Annotated in this window: 14 protein-coding genes; 12 read left to right on the top strand and 2 right to left on the bottom strand. The window is 72.2% G+C overall.

Annotated features, from left to right (window positions below; translation table 11 throughout):
• Positions 1-20 precede the first annotated feature (20 nt).
• From FS825_RS17795 to FS825_RS17760, 8 genes are read left to right on the top strand one after another with little or no spacing between them, the layout of a single operon-like run.
• The gene (locus FS825_RS17795) at positions 21-1268 is read left to right on the top strand and encodes a Gfo/Idh/MocA family protein (protein ID WP_260981307.1); all 1248 of its coding nucleotides are present in this window, start codon (positions 21-23) and stop codon (positions 1266-1268) included.
• Positions 1265-2173 (top strand): sugar phosphate isomerase/epimerase family protein, encoded by a 909-nt coding sequence (locus FS825_RS17790; RefSeq protein ID WP_144715662.1) that lies wholly within the window; start codon positions 1265-1267, stop codon positions 2171-2173. Before FS825_RS17795 ends, FS825_RS17790 begins: the two co-directional genes overlap by 4 nt.
• Positions 2170-3228, top strand: coding sequence for a Gfo/Idh/MocA family protein (locus tag FS825_RS17785; RefSeq protein ID WP_144715660.1), 1059 nt, complete (start codon positions 2170-2172; stop codon positions 3226-3228). The genes FS825_RS17790 and FS825_RS17785 overlap by 4 nt, the downstream gene beginning before the upstream one ends.
• 55 nt (positions 3229-3283) lie before the next feature.
• The gene (gene iolG / locus FS825_RS17780; RefSeq protein WP_144715658.1) at positions 3284-4294 is read left to right on the top strand and encodes an inositol 2-dehydrogenase; all 1011 of its coding nucleotides are present in this window, start codon (positions 3284-3286) and stop codon (positions 4292-4294) included.
• On the top strand, positions 4291-5205 hold the full coding sequence (locus tag FS825_RS17775; RefSeq protein ID WP_144715656.1) for a sugar phosphate isomerase/epimerase family protein: 915 nt from the start codon (positions 4291-4293) through the stop codon (positions 5203-5205). The genes iolG and FS825_RS17775 overlap by 4 nt, the downstream gene beginning before the upstream one ends.
• A 50-nt stretch (positions 5206-5255) precedes the next feature.
• Positions 5256-6095, top strand: a complete 840-nt coding sequence (gene iolB / locus FS825_RS17770; RefSeq protein ID WP_144715654.1) for a 5-deoxy-glucuronate isomerase — start codon at positions 5256-5258, stop codon at positions 6093-6095.
• Positions 6096-6120: 25 nt separating this feature from the next.
• Positions 6121-8037, top strand: a complete 1917-nt coding sequence (iolD, locus tag FS825_RS17765) for a 3D-(3,5/4)-trihydroxycyclohexane-1,2-dione acylhydrolase (decyclizing) (RefSeq protein WP_144715652.1) — start codon at positions 6121-6123, stop codon at positions 8035-8037.
• Positions 8034-9521, top strand: a complete 1488-nt coding sequence (locus FS825_RS17760; RefSeq protein WP_144715650.1) for an NAD-dependent succinate-semialdehyde dehydrogenase — start codon at positions 8034-8036, stop codon at positions 9519-9521. The genes iolD and FS825_RS17760 overlap by 4 nt, the downstream gene beginning before the upstream one ends.
• A gap of 25 nt (positions 9522-9546) precedes the next feature.
• Here the strand turns inward: FS825_RS17760 and FS825_RS17755 are convergent, their stop codons facing one another.
• Together FS825_RS17755 and FS825_RS17750 are read right to left on the bottom strand one after the other, a co-directional pair.
• Complete coding sequence (locus FS825_RS17755; RefSeq protein ID WP_144715648.1) at positions 9547-10425, bottom strand: IclR family transcriptional regulator; 879 nt, start codon at positions 10423-10425, stop codon at positions 9547-9549.
• Entirely contained in the window at positions 10418-11209 is a 792-nt protein-coding gene (locus FS825_RS17750; RefSeq protein WP_144715646.1) for an IclR family transcriptional regulator, read from the bottom strand. The genes FS825_RS17755 and FS825_RS17750 overlap by 8 nt, the downstream gene beginning before the upstream one ends.
• A 147-nt stretch (positions 11210-11356) precedes the next feature.
• On the opposite strand from FS825_RS17750, the gene FS825_RS17745 reads away from it, so the two are divergent.
• From FS825_RS17745 to FS825_RS17730, 4 genes are read left to right on the top strand one after another with little or no spacing between them, the layout of a single operon-like run.
• Positions 11357-12247, top strand: a complete 891-nt coding sequence (locus FS825_RS17745) for a transketolase (protein WP_144715645.1) — start codon at positions 11357-11359, stop codon at positions 12245-12247.
• Positions 12244-13266: a transketolase family protein gene (locus FS825_RS17740; RefSeq protein WP_144715643.1), complete on the top strand. Its 1023-nt coding sequence runs from the start codon at positions 12244-12246 to the stop codon at positions 13264-13266. The genes FS825_RS17745 and FS825_RS17740 overlap by 4 nt, the downstream gene beginning before the upstream one ends.
• Complete coding sequence (locus FS825_RS17735) at positions 13263-15119, top strand: phosphoenolpyruvate carboxykinase (GTP) (protein WP_144715641.1); 1857 nt, start codon at positions 13263-13265, stop codon at positions 15117-15119. The genes FS825_RS17740 and FS825_RS17735 overlap by 4 nt, the downstream gene beginning before the upstream one ends.
• Complete coding sequence (locus tag FS825_RS17730) at positions 15116-16543, top strand: glyceraldehyde-3-phosphate dehydrogenase (protein ID WP_144715638.1); 1428 nt, start codon at positions 15116-15118, stop codon at positions 16541-16543. The genes FS825_RS17735 and FS825_RS17730 overlap by 4 nt, the downstream gene beginning before the upstream one ends.
• The last annotated feature ends 308 nt before the right edge of the window (positions 16544-16851 follow it).

Below are 16851 nucleotides of genomic sequence, written 5' to 3'. Positions count from 1 at the left end.
CAGGAAGCAAAGGAGCCCCTGTGGCAGAGAACAGCGCGCCCAACACGGTCGGTACGACCACGGTCGGAGCGACCACCGTCGGTGTGGGCCTGATCAGCGTCGGCTGGATGGGACGGCTGCACTCCCGCTCGTACGCCCTCCTCCCGCTCCTCTACCCGGAGCTCGGCATCCGCCCGCGTCTCGTCGCCGCCGCGGACGTCGCGGCCGCCGGTCGCGACTACGCGAAGGACGTCCTCGGCTACGAGAAGGTCGTCTCGGACTACCGCGAGGTCCTCGCCGACCCCGACGTCGACGTCGTGTCCATCTGCGCGCCGAACTCCCTGCACGCCGAGATCGGGATCGCGGCCGCCGAGGCCGGCAAGCCGTTCTGGATCGAGAAGCCGGTCGGCCGCGGCGCCGCCGAGACCGAGGCCGTCGCCGCCGCTGCGGACGCAGCCGGGGTCGCGACGACCATCGGGTTCAACTACCGGCACGTCCCCGCCGTGCAGCACGCCCGACAGCTCGTCCTCGACGGCTCGCTCGGTCGGATCACGAACGTCCGCGGCCGGTTCTTCGGCGGGTTCTCCTCGAACCCGGAGGACCCGCTGACCTGGCGCTTCGTCCGTGCCACGTCGGGCAGCGGCGTCCTCGGCGACCTGATGGGGCACCTGGTCGACCTCATGCACTACGTGCTCGGCCCGATCGGCTCGATCTCCGCGGCCACCGGCACCTACCTCACCGAGCGACCGGGACTGCCCGGGACGCCGGACGCGGGCAAGCTGCTCCCGGTCGAGAACGAGGACTACGCCACCATGCTCGTCCGCTTCGACGAGTCCGCGGTCGGCGCCGGCGCGATCGGCAACCTCGAGGCGTCCCGCATCGCCGTCGGCCCGCGCTCCGAGTACGCGTTCGAGGTGTTCGGCACCGAGGGGTCCCTCCGCTGGGACTTCGAGCGCCTCAACGAGCTCGAGGTCGCGCTCGCCCGCACCGGGCCGCACGTCGGCTACACCCGCGCGTTCGCCGACGGGTACTTCCCGGACTACTCCCGCTTCCAGCCGAGCTCCGGCACGAGCATGGGCTACGACGACCTCAAGGTCATCGAGGCCGCGAAGTTCCTGACGGCCGCGACCGGTGGCGAGGCGACGGGCTCGAACATCCACGACGCCGTGACGAGCGCGCGGGTGCTCAGCGCCGCCGAGGAGTCCGCCGCCTCCGGGCAGTGGGTCGACCTGCCGGCCGAGCCGGGCACGACCGCCAACATCCGCACCACCGAGGGAGCACGCGCATGAGCCTCCGCATCGCCACCGCACCGATCTCCTGGGGGGTCAGCGAGGTCGAGGGCTGGGGTGTCCAGCTCCCGCCCGAGCGGGTCCTCGCCGAGATGCGCTCCCTCGGCTTCGAGGCCACCGAGCTCGGCGCCCAGGGCTTCCTCCCGCCGGCCCCGGAGGACAAGGCCGCGCGGCTCGCCGAGTTCGGCATGACCGCCATCGGCAGCTTCGTCCCCGTCATCGCGCACCAACCGGGCACCGACCCGCTGCCTCGGATCGAGCAGGAACTGCGCGACTACGCCGCGTCCGGAGCGACGGTGCTCGTCGTCTGCGCGGACAGCGAGCAGACCGGGTACGACGCCCAGCGCGAACCCCTCACCGACGAGCAGTGGTCGACGCTCTTCACCAACCTCGACCGGATCACCGCGGCGGCCGCGGCGGTCGGCGTCACCGCGACGCTGCACCCGCACGTCGGGACCGTCGTGGAGACGAAGGACGACGTCGACGCCGTGCTCGCCGGGTCCACCATCCCGTTCTGCTTCGACACCGGGCACCTGTTCCTCGGCGGCACCGACCCGGTGCGCTTCGCCGCGGAGCACTCCGACCGGATCGCGTACATGCACCTCAAGGACGTCTCCCTCGAGGGGATGCGCCGCGTCGCGGACGGCGAGATCAGCTACACCGACGCGATCACCGCGGACGTGCTCTACCGCCCGGTCGGACAGGGCGACGTCGACATCCGCGCGATCCTGCAGAGCATGGTCGACGCCGGGTTCGACGGGTGGATCGTCCTCGAGCAGGACAAGGTCGTGCTCGAGGAGCCGGCACCGGGCGAGGGCCCGATCGCGGACGCCCGCGCGAGCGTCGAGTTCGTCCGCGGCCTCGTCGCCGAGCTCGAGTCGACCCGCTCGGGAGCCGCACGATGAGGATCGGCGTCGCCGGGCTCGGACGCATCGGCGGCATGCACGCGCGGAACCTCGCCCGTGCCGCCGGTGTGGACGAGGTCGTGCTCATCGGCCGGGACGCCGGCCGCACGGCCGCCGTGGTCGGGCGTCTGGACGACCAGCGCGCCGCGGATGCCGACCGCGGCGACACGGAGTGGGCGACCGTCACCAGCACCGTCGACCCCCTCGCCGACGTGCTGCCCCGGCTCGACGGCATCCTCGTCGCGTCCGCCACGGACACCCACGCCGACCTCGCGCGGGTCGTCGCGGAGTCCGGGACGCCGCTCCTCATCGAGAAGCCGCTCGCCCTCGGCGTCGACGAGCTCACGGCGCTGTCCACCGAACTCGACGCGACCGGGACCCCGATCATGGTGGCGTTCCACCGCCGCTACGACCCCGGGCACCAGCGGCTCCGCCAGCACGTCACCGACGGCGACGTCGGCACGCTGCGCCTCGTGCAGGCGACCGAGAACGACCACCGCGCCCTGCCGATCGACTACATCCCGCAGTCGCACGGCATGTGGCTCGACCTGCTCGTCCACGACTTCGACAGCATCCCCTGGGTGGTCGGCGACCCGGTCGTCGAGCTCTCGATGATCGGGTCGGTCCTCGACGAGCCGGTGTACGGCGACAACGGCGACACCGACACGGCCATGGTCACGCTCCGCTTCGCGTCCGGCGCCGTCGGCAGCATCGGCGCCCTCCGGCGCAGCGACGCCGGTCAGGACGTCCGTCTCGAGGTCACCGGGTCGAACGGTGCGTACGGCGCCGGGTACGGCCCGCGCACGCCGATCACCTCGACCGAGCCCGGTGGCACCGCCCCGGCCGATCCGTACGACACCTTCGGCGACCGGTTCGCGCCGGCGTTCGAAGCCGAGGTCGCGCACTTCGTCCGCATGGTCCGTGGCGAGTCGGAGAGCCTCACGCCTCCAGCCTCCGGCCTGGTCGCGACGGCGCTCGCCGAGGCGGCCCGGGACTCGTTCCGGACCGGGCGGCCCGTCCGGCCCCGACCGGTCCGCCAGGTCGCGACGGCCTAGCGTCGGCGCCACCACCGACCACACCGCACCACCCCACCACACACTGGAGATTGCAATGACGCAACAGATCCGGATCGGCCTCTTCGGGACCGGACGCATCGGACAGGTCCACGCCATGAGCGTGGCCGCCATCGACGACGCCGAACTCTCGTGGGTCTGCGACCCGTTCGTCGAGGGAGCCGAGCGCACCGCCGCCGCCCACGGCGGGAAGGTGAGCACCGACCCCGCCGAGGTCTTCGCCTCCGGTGAGGTCGACGCCGTCATCATCGCCGCGCCGACACCGACCCACATCGACCTCATCGACGCGGCGATCGACGCCGGCGTCCCGGTCCTCTGCGAGAAGCCGATCGACCTCGACCTCGCGCGGGTCGACGGTCTGCGGGCGAAGGCCGCGGCCGCGACGGTGCCGATCGTGCTCGGCTTCAACCGGCGCTTCGACCGGCACTTCACCGAGCTGCAGCGCCGGGTCCTCGCGGGGGAGATCGGCACGCTCGAGCAGGTGAGCATCACGAGCCGCGACCCCGCCGAGCCCCCGGCGCCGTACCTCGCCTCGTCCGGCGGGATCTTCCGCGACATGACCATCCACGACCTCGACATGGCGCGGTTCTTCGTGCCGGACATCGTCGAGGTCACGGCGCGCGGTGCGAACACGTTCAGCGCGACCGCCCGCGAGCTCGGCGACTTCGACTCCGCGGTCGTCACCCTGCGCGGCGCGAACGACGAACTCGTGTCGATCACGAACTCGCGGCACGCCGTCTACGGCTACGACCAGCGCTTCGAGGTGTTCGGGTCCGAGGGGCTGCTGCAGGTCGGCAACCAGACCGACACCCTCGTCCGGCAGTGGGGTGCCGACGGCGTCGAAACCCTCGAGCCGTACCAGAACTTCTTCCTGCAGCGGTACGCGGAGGCCTACCGACTCGAGGTCGTGGAGTTCCTCAAGGCCGTCCGGGGCGAACCGTCCCGCAGCCCCGGGTTCGAGGACGGCCGGGCCGCCCTCGTCCTCGCGGACGCCGCCGACCGTTCCGCCCGCACCGGCCGGTCGATCGCCGTGGACCTGTCCCGATGACGTCGATCAGCCGCGACCTCGTCGCGACCTGCTGGACCACCGCCGGCACCGCGGTGCCGGACGGACCCTCGGAGCGGAGTTCGTTCTCCGCCCGGGAACGCGTCAGCGCCGCGGCCGACGCCGGTTTCGTCGGACTCGGGTTCGTCGTCGACGACCTCGAGGTGGTCCGCGACACGATCGGCTTCGACGAGCTCCGTGCGCACGCCGACCGGACGGGCATCCGGCACCTCGAGGTCGAGCTGGTCAAGGACTGGTGGCACGATCCCGAGGAGCGCCCGTGGCGTGCCCGGTGGGACCTGCTCCGCGACGCCGCCCGCGCCTTCGGGAGCCCGATGGTGAAGGTCGCACCGCCGCCCGCGCCGACGGTCGACTCGCTCGAGCCCTTCGTCGGGCCGTTCCGCCGGCTCGCCGACGAGGCGGCCGAGATCGGTACGCGCCTCGCGCTCGAACCGCTGCCGTTCGCGGGCATCTCCTCGCTGCCGCAGGGCTCCGAGCTCGTCCGTGTCGTGGACCACCCGCACGCGGGCCTGGTCGTCGACTCGTGGCACGTGTTCCGCGCGGGGACCTCCCTGGCGGAGCTCGCCCGCACGCTCGACCCCACGACCGTCGTCGGCGTCGAGGTCAACGACGCCGACGCCGAACCGCAGGCGGGCCGCTCGCTCTTCGAGGACACCCGCGACAACCGCCGGTACCCGGGCGAGGGAGCGCAGGACGTGGTGGGGTTCCTCCGCACGATGGCGGAGCTCGGCTGGTCCGGTCCGTGGGGCGTCGAGATGCTCTCGATCGAGCACCGGGCGAAGACGCTCGGGGACGCGCTCGATGCGGCGCGTGACACCACGCTGCGGTGCCTCGACCTCGCCGAAGCGGCACACCATTTCCCCACAGCGGACGCTTCGTCCATCTCGCGATAAAAGCGGTATGCTCGTCCCGTCCGAACGCAACGACGCAGAGAGGATCAGACATGGTCGACCCACAGGTGCTCACGCACGGCGAATGGGACGTCATCACCCCGGAGATCGCCGGATGGGAGTTCGTCACCTTCCAGGTGCGGACCCTGGCGGAGGGCGAGCGCGTCGAACTGGCCGCGGACGGCAACGAGCGGGCGTTCGTCAACCTGCACGGTGACCTCGTCGTCACCGCCGCCGGGTCGGAGTACCCGATCGGCGGCCGGGACACCGTCTTCGACGGACTCGGGCACACGCTGTACGTCCCGCGCGACACCGCCGTGACGATCACCGGCACGCCCGGCGCCGAGGTCGCGATCGCGTCGGCTCCCGCCACCGAACAACACGACGTCGTGCTCGTCACGCCGGACGACGTCGGATCCGCCACGCGCGGCGGCGGCACCGCCACGCGCCAGGTCTCCACGCCCATGCCGCCGGACTTCCCGGCCGACCGGCTCCACATCGTCGAGGTGTGGACCCCCGGCGGCAACTGGTCGAGCTTCCCGCCGCACAAGCACGAACACGACGTCGACGGCGAGGCGCAACTGGAAGAGGTCTACTACTACCGCCTCCGCGACCCGGAGAACGGCTGGGCCCTCCAGCGCGTGTACAGCCCCGAACGGCAGTTCGACCTCGACGTCCCCGTCCGCGACGGCGACATCTGCCTCATCCCGTGGGGCTACCACACCACCGTCGCCGCGCACGACCAGGACCTCTACTACCTCAACGTGCTCGCGGGCCCCGCTCCGAAGCGCACCCTCCAGGCGGCCGAGGACCCGGCACTCGCACCGGCCCGCGCCAAGTGGGACGACCTCGGCACCGACCCCCGCGTGCCGTTCGTCCCGGTCCGCCCCTGACCCACCACGAAGAAGGAAGTTCGCAATGGCGCAACACCCGCAACCGACCCGCCGCCTCACGGTGGGCCAGGCGATCGTCGAGTTCATGCAGGCCCAGCACGTCGAACGGGACGGGGTCACGAACCCGTTCTTCGGCGGTGCGTTCGGCATCTTCGGCCACGGCAACGTCGCCGGCCTCGGCCAAGCGCTCCTGCAGTACCAGGACCGGTTCCCGTACTACCAGGGCCGGAACGAGCAGGGCATGGTCCACATCGCGACCGGCTACGCGAAGATGAAGAACCGGCTCGGCGCGCTCGCCGTGTCGACCTCCATCGGCCCGGGCGCGACCAACATGGTGACCGGCGCGGGGACCGCGACCGTCAACCACATCCCGGTCCTCCTGTTCCCCTCCGACGCGTTCGCCACCCGGTCCACCGGCGCGGTCCTGCAGCAGCAGGAACACCCGTACGCGATGGACGTCACCGCGAACGACTCGTTCCGCGCCGTGTCGCGCTACTTCGACCGGGTCAGCCGGCCGGAGCAGCTGGCGTCCGCGCTCCTCGAGGCGATGCGCGTCCTGACGAGCCCCGCCGACACCGGAGCGGTCACCATCGCGGTCCCGCAGGACGTGCAGGCCGAGGCGTACGACTTCCCGGAGGCGCTGTTCTCGGAGCGCGTCTGGCACGTCGCCCGCAACCGGCCGGACCGCGCCGCCGTCCAGCGCGCCGCCGAGCTCATCAGGTCGGCCAAGAACGCGGTCGTCATCGCCGGCGGCGGGGTCGTGTACTCCGACGCCACCGACGAGCTCGTGCGCTTCGCCGAGTCCACCGGCATCGGCGTCGGGGTGACCCAGGCGGGCAAGGCCGGCATGCCGTGGGACCACGCCCTCGCGCTCGGCGCCCTCGGGTCCTCCGGCTCGGCGTACGCGAACGGCATCGCGAACGACGCCGACGTCGTGATCGGCATCGGCACCCGCTACACCGACTTCACCACCGCGTCGAACACCATGTTCACCAACCCGGACGTGGCGTTCGTCAACATCAACGTCGCCGAGGTCGACGCCTTCAAGGAGTCCGGGATCCCGCTCGTCGGGGACGCCCGTGAGACGCTCGCGGAGCTCCGCGCCGCCCTGGACGGGTTCCGGCTCGACGACGAGGTGGTCGCCGCGAACGAGCGCGCCGCCGCCGACTGGCGCACCGAGGTCGACCGCATCATCGAGGTCCAGGACAGCCCGACGCTGTCACAGGCCGAGATGCTCGGGCTGCTCAACGCGTCGGCCCACACCGAGGACGTCGTCATCAACGCCGCCGGATCGATGCCGGGCGACCTGCACCGCCTCTGGCGAGCGGGCACGCCCAAGGGCTACGACATCGAGTACGGCAACTCGTGCATGGGCTACGAGGTCGCCGGTGGCGTCGGTGCGCAGCTCGCCGCGCCGGACCGCCGCGTCCACGTGCTCGTCGGCGACGGCTCGTACCTGATGATGTCGCAGGAGATCATGACCGCAGTGCAGGAGCACCTGCAGATGACCATCGTCATCGTCGACAACTTCGGCTACGGCTCCATCGCGGCGCTGTCCGAGACCCTCGGCTCGCAGACCTTCGGCACCCGCTTCAACGAGCGCGGGGACGCCCTCCGGCACGACGGCCGACGCCTCGAGGTGGACTTCGTGCAGAACGCCGCCAGCTACGGCGCCGAGGTGTTCTCCGCCGACACCGCCGACACCTTCCGCTCCGCGCTCGACCAGGCACGCGCACACGACGGCACGAGCGTCGTGTACGTCCGCGTCGACGCGCAGGGTCGCTTCGGTGGCTCCGGTGCGTGGTGGGACGTCCCGGTCGCCGAGGTCTCCACCCTCGAGAGCACCCAGGCGGCCCGCGCCGTCTACGAGGAGCACAAGCGCGAGCAGCGCCTCTACCTGGCGCAGTCCGCGCCCCGCGTCCGAGCACTGGAGCACTCATGACCGACGTGACCGACTCCCTGGAGGCGACCACCGACGTGGCGAGCATCGTCGCCGGGGTCCCCACGGGCCTCCTGATCGGTGACACCGAGCGCGCCGCGAGCGACGGCGCCACCTTCGACGTCCACAACCCCGTCGACGGCAGCGTGCTCGCCACCGTCTCGAGCGGCACGCGGGAGGACGCGCAAGCCGCGGTCGACGCCGCGGCCGCGGCCGCCGCCGACTGGGCGGCGACCCCGCCCCGGAAGCGGTCCGAGGTGCTGTCCCGCGCCTACGACCTGATGGTCGAACGGGCCGACTGGTTCGCCCGGCTCATCACGGCCGAGAACGGCAAGGTGTTCGCCGACGCCCGGGGCGAGGTGCTCTACGCGGCCGAGTTCCTGCGCTGGTACGCGGAGGAGGCGGTCCGAATCCCGGGCACGCTGCAGACCGCACCCGGTGGTGCGAACAAGATCCTCGTGGAGCACCGGCCGATCGGGATCGCGATCCTGGTGACGCCCTGGAACTTCCCGGCGGCGATGGCCACCCGGAAGATCGGTCCGGCGCTCGCGGCGGGCTGCACCGCCGTCCTCAAGCCGGCGAGCGACACCCCGCTCACGGCGCTCGCCATCGGGAAGCTCTTCGCCGAGGCCGGGCTGCCCGCCGGTGTGCTGAACGTGTTGCCGAGCCGGTCCTCCGGTGCGGTCGTCGAGCAGATGGTGCGCGACCCACGTGCCCGGAAGCTCTCGTTCACGGGCTCGACCGAGGTCGGCGTGACGCTCATGCAGCTCGCCGCCGAGTCGGTCGTGAACACGTCGATGGAGCTCGGCGGGAACGCGCCGTTCGTGGTGTTCGACGACGCCGACCTGGACGCCGCCGTCGCCGGCGCGATGATCGCGAAGATGCGGAACGGGGGCGAGGCGTGCACCGCCGCGAACCGGTTCTACGTGCAGGAGGGCATCGCGCCGGAGTTCTCCCGTCGACTCGCCGAGGCGATGGGGGCGCTCCGGACCGGAGACGGCCTCGACCCCGAGGTGCAGCTCGGCCCGATGGTCAACGAGCGGGCCCGTGACGACATCGCGGCGCTCGTCGACGGCGCGAAGGCCGAGGGTGCGACGGTCCTCACGGGCGGGAGCGCGCCGGACGGCGCCGGGTGGTTCTACCCGGCCACCGTGCTCGCCGACGTCCCCGAACACGCGAGCATCCTGCAGGAGGAGATCTTCGGACCAGTGGCGCCGATCGTGACGTTCCGGACCGACGACGACGCCGTGCGCCTGGCGAACGGGACGCCGTACGGGCTCGTGTCGTACGTGTACACGCGGGACCTCGGTCGCGGGCTCCGGGTGAGCGAGCGGATCGAGTCGGGGATGGTGGGGCTCAACCGTGGGCTCGTGTCCGACCCGGCCGCGCCGTTCGGGGGGATGAAGGAGTCCGGGATCGGCCGTGAGGGCGGGGCCGAGGGACTGCTCGAGTACATGGAGTCGCAGTACATCGCGGTCGCCTGGTAGGTCGGCGGCCTGAGCACCGTGCCGGTCAGGCGGTGCGCTCGGAGCGCGGGGTCGTCGGTTCGCCGGCGGCCCCGCTCGTCCGTTCCGGACCTGCAGCCCGCGCGGTACCGCTCGCCAGCTCCGCCGCCCGCGCGGTCCCGCTCGCCAGCTCCGCCGCGCGCGCGGCCCCGTCCGCCAGCTCCGCCACCGCCGCCCGCGCTGCCGCCACGAACTCCGCCTCGCGTTCCCGGATGTCCACCGACCGCCCGGCGATCGACAGGCACCCGAGGAACTCGTCCTCCGGCCCGAGCACCGGGAACGCGAGCGCCCCGATGCCGATCGTGGCGTCGTCGAGCGACAGCGTGTGGCCGATCGCCCGGGTCCGTGCGACGTCCGCGCGCAGGGCGTCCGCGTCCGTGATCGTCTCCGACGTCAACGGCCGTCGCTCCGGCCCGTTCGCCAGGTAGTCGTCGACGTCCCGCGTCCACGCGAGCACGAGGCGTCCCGCACCGCCGGCGTACAGGGGCAGCGAACGCCCGGGCGACAGGATGAGCACGCCGATGCCGCGGCCCGGTGCCCAGTCGATGCACACGGCCTCGTCGCCGCGCGGCACCGTCAGGAACACCGTCTGCTCCGTGCGGTCGGCGAGTCCGTCGAGGACGCCACGTGCCCCGGACCACTCGGTCATCGCGGCGCGGGCGGCGTCGGCGAGGTGCAACCACTTGACGCTGAGGCGGGCGCGGTTCTCGTCGGTCGTGGTGGCCATGCCGACGGCCTTGAGCCCGTCGACGAACCGGTAGACGCTGGGCCGGGGGAGGCCGGTCGCCTCGGCGAGCTCGGCGGGGGAGAGGTCGCCGCGTTCGGCGAGGGCCTCGACGACGGCCATCGAGTTCGCGAGCACGCGCATGGGCTTCCGGTCAGCCACGGCGGGCTCCTTCGAATCCGAGGTCGGCGCTGATGTCCGCCGCGGTCGCGACGACCAGGGCGCCGAGTTCGTCCTCGCGGTCGAGGAGCCGTTCCCGCAGGCCGCTGATCGAGACGGCGGCGACGAGCTCGCCGCGGTGGTTGAACACCGGGCTGCCGAAGGCGGCGATCCCGATCGTGACGTCCTGGTCGGAGCGGGCGTACCCGCGCTCCCTGGTCGCCCGGAGTTCCGCCTCGAGCTCCTCGGCGGTCGGGACGGGGTACGGGGCGGCGGACGCCGGGTCCGTGACGAGTTCGTCGATGACGGCGTGCTGCTCGCCGGCGGGCAGGGACGCGAGCAGGGCACGCGGTGCGCCGCCGACGTGCAGGGGGAGTGCGTCGCCGACCTGCATCGCGACCGAGCGGACGTCGTGCCCCTCGATCCGCTCGACGCAGACGGCGCGGGTGCCGCGGCGGTAGCAGAGCAGGGCGGCGACGCCGGCGGTGGAGCGGAGCGTCCGCAGCCGCGGCAGCGCGAGACCGCGGACGTCGAGCGAGTCCTCGAGGACGCCGCCGATCTGCATGCAGGCCAGTCCGAGCCGGTAGGTGCCGCGCGACGGTGCCGGGTCGACCCAGCCCATCGCGATGAGGCTCTGCAGCAGGCGGTAGGTAGAGCTCGTCGGCTCGTCGACCGCGTCCGCGAGGGCGCTCACGGTCAGCACCCCCGCGTCCGCCAGCGCGTCGATGATCGCCCCGGCCTTGCTGAGGATCTCGATCCCACCGTCGTCGGCGGCCCCGTCTGTCATGGGGTCATCCTTCCACGACGGTCCGTCGGACTCCCCGCGGCGGTCCGTCGACTCCCCGCGCCGGTCCACGAGAGCAATCTCACTCAGTAGACACTTCGTTCACAGAGTGATAGTTTGATCGCACCACCGCAGAACGAAGGAGTCGCCGTGACACGCAACGACGCGAGAGACGTGGAACACCTCGAGACCGTGGCCCGCGAAGGGCGCTGGCGGGTGCTCGAGACCGTCGCCGCCAGCAAGGCCGGCCACATCGGCGGCCCGATGTCCGCCATGGACCTGATGATCGCCCTGTACTTCCACCAGATGCGCCTCGACCCGGCGAACCCGCAGGACCCGGACCGGGACCGCTTCATCCTCTCGAAGGGGCACTCGGCGATCGGGCTCTACTCGGTCCTGGCGCTCCGCGGGTACTTCCCGGTCGAGGAGCTCGCCACGTTCGACCACGGCGACTCCCGCCTGCAGGGCCACCCGGACATGAAGCTGACCCCCGGCGTGGACTCGTCGACCGGGTCGCTCGGCCAGGGGCTCTCCGCCGGGTCCGGCATGGCGATCGCCGCGAAGATGCAGGGCAAGGACTTCCACACCTGGGTGGTGCTCGGCGACGGCGAGATCGAGGAGGGGATGGTCTGGGAGACCGTCATCTGCGCGCCCCGCTACGGCCTCGACAACCTCACCGCGATCATCGACCTCAACGGGCTGCAGCAGTACGGCTGGCCGTCGGACGACCACGACCGCTACGACCGCAGCGAGCCGATGGGGCACGTGAACCTGCCCGCCGTGTTCCGCGGTTTCGGCTGGGACGTCATCGAGGTCAACGGGCACGACTACGACGAGATCCTCGACGCCTACGACGAGGCCGAGGGGCACCGGGGCACCACCGGGAAGCCGACCGCGATCATCGCGCACACCGTGAAGGGGCACGGCGTCTCGTTCACCCGCGGCACCTTCAAGTGGCACAACGGGGTCCCGACGACGGAACAGCTCGACCTCGCCCGCACCGAACTGCTCATCGACCAGAAGACGGAGGCCCTCGCATGACGGCACAGCGCGCGGTGTGGGGCGACACCCTCACCGAACTCGCCCGGACCGACGACCGCATCGTGGTCGTCGACGGCGACCTCGCCACCTCGACCATGGCCGTGACGTTCGCGAACGCGCACCCGGAACGGTTCGTCCAGGCGGGCATCGCCGAGCAGAACATGGTGGGCATCGCGTTCGGCATGTCGACGCTCGGGTACCGCCCGTGGCTGTCGTCCTTCGGCGTGTTCCTGACGAACCGTGCGCTCGACCAGGTGCGCATGCTCGTCTCGCAGACGAAGGCCCCCGTCCGGCTCGCTGCGGCGTACTCCGGACTCCTCAATGGGGCGAGCGGGAAGACCCACCAGGACATCGAGGACCTGTCCGTGATGCGGGCCATGCCGAACATGACCGTCCTCGCCCCCGCCGACGCAGTCGAAGCTGAGGCCGTCATCCGCTGGGCGGCCGACCACGACGGCCCGGTGTACCTCCGGCTCGCCCGAGACGCGGTCACGGACGTCTTCGACGACTCCTACACGTTCACCGTCGGCGCACCCGTGGTGCTGCGCGACGGCGCCAGCGACGGCGCCAGCGACGGCGACAGCGCCGGCGCCGGCGCCGACGACACCGCCGGTGCCGGCTCGTCCCCGGACGTCGTGGTCGTGTCGACCGGCGTGCAGACCTCGCGCACCGTCGACGCCGTCGCCGCCGTCACCGCTGCGGCACCGTCCGGCCACCGCATCCGCCACGTCCACCTGCCGACGATCAAGCCCCTCGACACCGAGGCGCTCTGGGCACTCCTCGCGGACTCGTCGGAGGTCGTGACGGTCGAGGAGCACTCCGTCGTCGGCGGACTCGGCGACGTCGTCGCCGCCGTGCTCGCCGAGCACGCCAGCGGCGCGAAGCTGACGAAGGTCGGCCTCGCCGACGCGTGGGCCGAGTCCGGGCCGAACGACTTCCTGCTCGACAAGTACGGTCTGTCGGCCGAGCGCGTCGCCGACCGCATCCGCGGGGTCCTGGGGGAGCGGGTCACGGCATGAGCGTCGTCGACGCCCCCGCCGCCGCCCCGCAGGCGCAGCCGGTCGACGTCCCGGGCCCCGGCCTGGAGGCGCTGCACCGCTGGGTGGACCAGGTTGCCTCCCTGACGGGTGCGGACCAGGTCGTCTGGTGCTCCGGCAGCGACGCCGAGAACCGCGCGCTGCTGGCGCAGATGGTCGACGCCGGCTCGCTCATCGCGCTCGACCCCGGCCTCCGGCCGGACAGCTACCTGGCCCGGAGCGACCCGGCGGACGTCGCCCGCGTCGAGGACCGCACCTTCATCTGCTCGACGACCGAGGAGGACGCCGGGCCGACGAACAACTGGCGCGACCCCGCGGTGATGCGCGTCGAGCTCACCGACCGGTTCCGCGGCGCCATGCGCGGACGCACCATGTACGTCGTCCCGTTCTCGATGGGGCCCGTCGGCGGCGCGATCTCGCAGGTCGGCGTCCAGGTCACTGACTCGCCGTACGTCGTGGTCTCGACCCGGATCATGACCCGGATGGGCGACGCCGCACTCGGGCAGATCGGGCCGGACACCGTCTGGGTCCCGGCGCTGCACACCGTCGGCATGCCGCTCGTCGCCGACGACGGCACACGGATCCCGGACGTGCCGTGGCCGTCGAACGCCACGAAGACCATCGCGCACTTCCCGGAGACCCGCGAGATCTGGTCGTACGGCTCCGGCTACGGCGGCAACGCCCTGCTCGCCAAGAAGTGCTTCGCGCTCCGCATCGCGTCGGCGATGGCCCGGGAGGACGGCTGGCTCGCCGAGCACATGCTGCTCATCCGGGTGACCACACCGGCCGGCAAGGTCCTCCACGTGGCGGCAGCGTTCCCGTCGGCGTGCGGCAAGACGAACTTCGCGATGATGACCCCCAACCTGCCGGGCTGGAAGGTCGAGACGATCGGCGACGACATCGCCTGGCTCCGACCCGGGGCCGACGGTCGGCTGTGGGCGATCAACCCCGAGGCCGGCTTCTTCGGCGTCGCCCCGGGGACCGGACCCGACACGAACCCCGCGGCGATGACCACCGTCCGCGCCGGCACCGTCTTCACGAACGTCGCGATGACCCTCGACGGCGACGTCTGGTGGGAAGGCGCGTCCGACGAGCCGCCGCGCCACCTCATCGACTGGCGCGGACAGCCCTGGGAACCCGGCAGCCCCACGCCGGCCGCGCACCCGAACGCCCGGTTCACCGTCGCGGCCGACCGGTGCCCGACGATCTCCGACGACTGGGACAGCCCCGACGGCGTGCCGATCGACGCGATCGTGTTCGGCGGACGCCGGGCCACGAACGTCCCCCTCGTCGCCGAGGCCGAGGACTGGGAGCACGGCGTGTTCTTCGGCTCCACGATCTCGAGCGAGCAGACCGCCGCGGCCGAGGGGCCCGTCGGGGAGCTCCGCCTCGACCCGTTCGCGATGCAGCCGTTCTGCGGCTACAACATGGCCGACCACTGGGCGCACTGGCTCGACGTCGGCGACCGGCTCGGTGCCCGGGCCCCGCGGGTGTTCCGCGTGAACTGGTTCCGGAAGTCCGCCGACGGCGACTACCTCTGGCCCGGCTTCGGCGAGAACGTCCGGGTGCTCGAGTGGATCGCGGCCCGGCTCGAGGGTGGTGCCGACGTCACGTGGAGCCCCGTGGGTGGGCTCCCGAGCACCGACGAGCTGGACCTCGACGGCCTCGACCTCGACGACGCCGCCCTCGACGAGCTCTTCGCGGTGGACCCCGCAGCGTGGTCCGCGGAGGCCGAGCAGCTCCGGGCCCACTACGACCGCTTCGGCGACCGGGTGCCCGCACGGCTCCGCGCACGGCTCGACGAGCTCGTCCGACGACTGGGGGAGGCAGCGTGACGACGGACGAGGAACGCTGGGCGGACTGGAGCGCGCAGCTCGAGGTGGCGGAGGAGATGATCCCCGTGATCGGCCGGCTCCACCGCCACCGGGGCGTCGTCGCCGGCGTGTACGGACGGCGGCTGGTGAACCGCTCCGCGATCGACATCGTGAAGGCGCACCGCTTCGCCCGGCACGTCGACGGTGCACCGCTGCCGCTGACGGACTCGCTCGAGATCCTCCGCGCCGCCGAACGCTCGGAGGCGGCACCGGCGTCCCTCGACCTCGGCGCGCTCGCCGCGGACCTCCGCGCCGGTGGGGCGTCCGCACGGGCCGAACAGCTCGTCGAGGCGCTGCAGGAGGGCGCCGGCGACGGGCCGCTCCCCGCCACCGACGTCGTGCTCTACGGTTTCGGACGGATCGGCCGACTCGTCGCGCGCATCCTCATCTCGCACCGGTCCGGCTCGTCCGGTCTGCGCCTCCGTGCGATCGTCGTGCGTGAGACGTCGGGCTCGGACGACCTCGTCAAGCGGGCGAGCCTGCTGCGGCGCGACTCCGTCCACGGCCGGTTCGACGGCACGATCACGGTCGACGAGGACACCCGCTCGATCGTGGCCAACGGCGACCGCATCGCCGTCATCCGCGCCGCCGACCCCGCGTCGGTCGACTACACGGCGTACGGCATCCACGACGCCGTCGTCGTCGACAACACCGGGCGCTGGCGGACCGACGAGGCACTCCGACAGCACCTCCGCGCCCCGGGCGTCGCGCGCGTGCTGCTCACCGCGCCCGGCAAGGGCGACGTGCCGAACGTCGTGCACGGCATCAACTCCGCCGACGCCGAGTCCGCGGACGTGGTCGCCGCCGCGTCGTGCACGACGAACGCCGTCGCACCGGTCCTCTCCGCGCTCGAGGCCGAGTACGGGATCGTCCGCGGGCACATCGAGACGGTGCACTCGTTCACGAACGACCAGAACCTGACCGACAACCTCCACCCGGCGGACCGTCGGGGCCGCGCGGCGCCGCTCAACATGGTGATCACCGAGACCGGTGCCGCCCGGGCCGTCGCGAAGGCCGTACCGGCGCTCGCCGGGAGGCTGACCGCGAACGCCATCCGTGTGCCGACGCCGGACGTCTCGCTGGCGATCCTCAACCTGCGGCTCGCCCGACCGGTGGACCGCGACGGCGTTAACGCGTTCCTCCGCCGACTGTCGTCGACCTCGCCGCTGCGCTCCCAGGTCGACTACGTCGAGTCGCCCGAGTTCGTCTCGAGCGACGTCCTCGGTTCCCGGTTCGCCGGGGTGGTCGACGGCCTCGCGACCCAGGCCGACGGCGAGGACGTGGTGCTGTACGTCTGGTACGACAACGAGTTCGGCTACTCGTACCAGGTGGTGCGGGTCATCGAGACGATGGCCCGGGCCCGAGAGCTCGCGATCCTCAGCTGATCGCGACGAGGACGCCCCTCTGCGAAGAGCTCCTGTGGTGGGGGGAGGGCGTGCTCGGAGGGAGGGTGCCGCGCCCCGCGGCCCCTCCCTCACCACCGCGAGACGCGGATCCGTCAAGCGGACTGCGCTTTCCGACACTCACAGGCGAACGCGCATCTCGGCCCCGTATGGTCGCCACAAGCGCACCCGCGTGAACTCACTCGCACCGGTCGAAGGACCGATCCGAACCGGAAGGTCGGTCCTGATGACCACCACTCCGCTCACGCCGGGGTACACCCGCACCCGACCCGGGACGGGTAGCCGCAACG

This window comes from Curtobacterium pusillum, assembly GCF_007680845.1.
Lineage (GTDB): Bacteria > Actinomycetota > Actinomycetes > Actinomycetales > Microbacteriaceae > Curtobacterium > Curtobacterium pusillum_B.
Note: the sequence above shows the minus strand (reverse complement) of the source record. Positions and strands in the feature narration are given on the sequence as shown.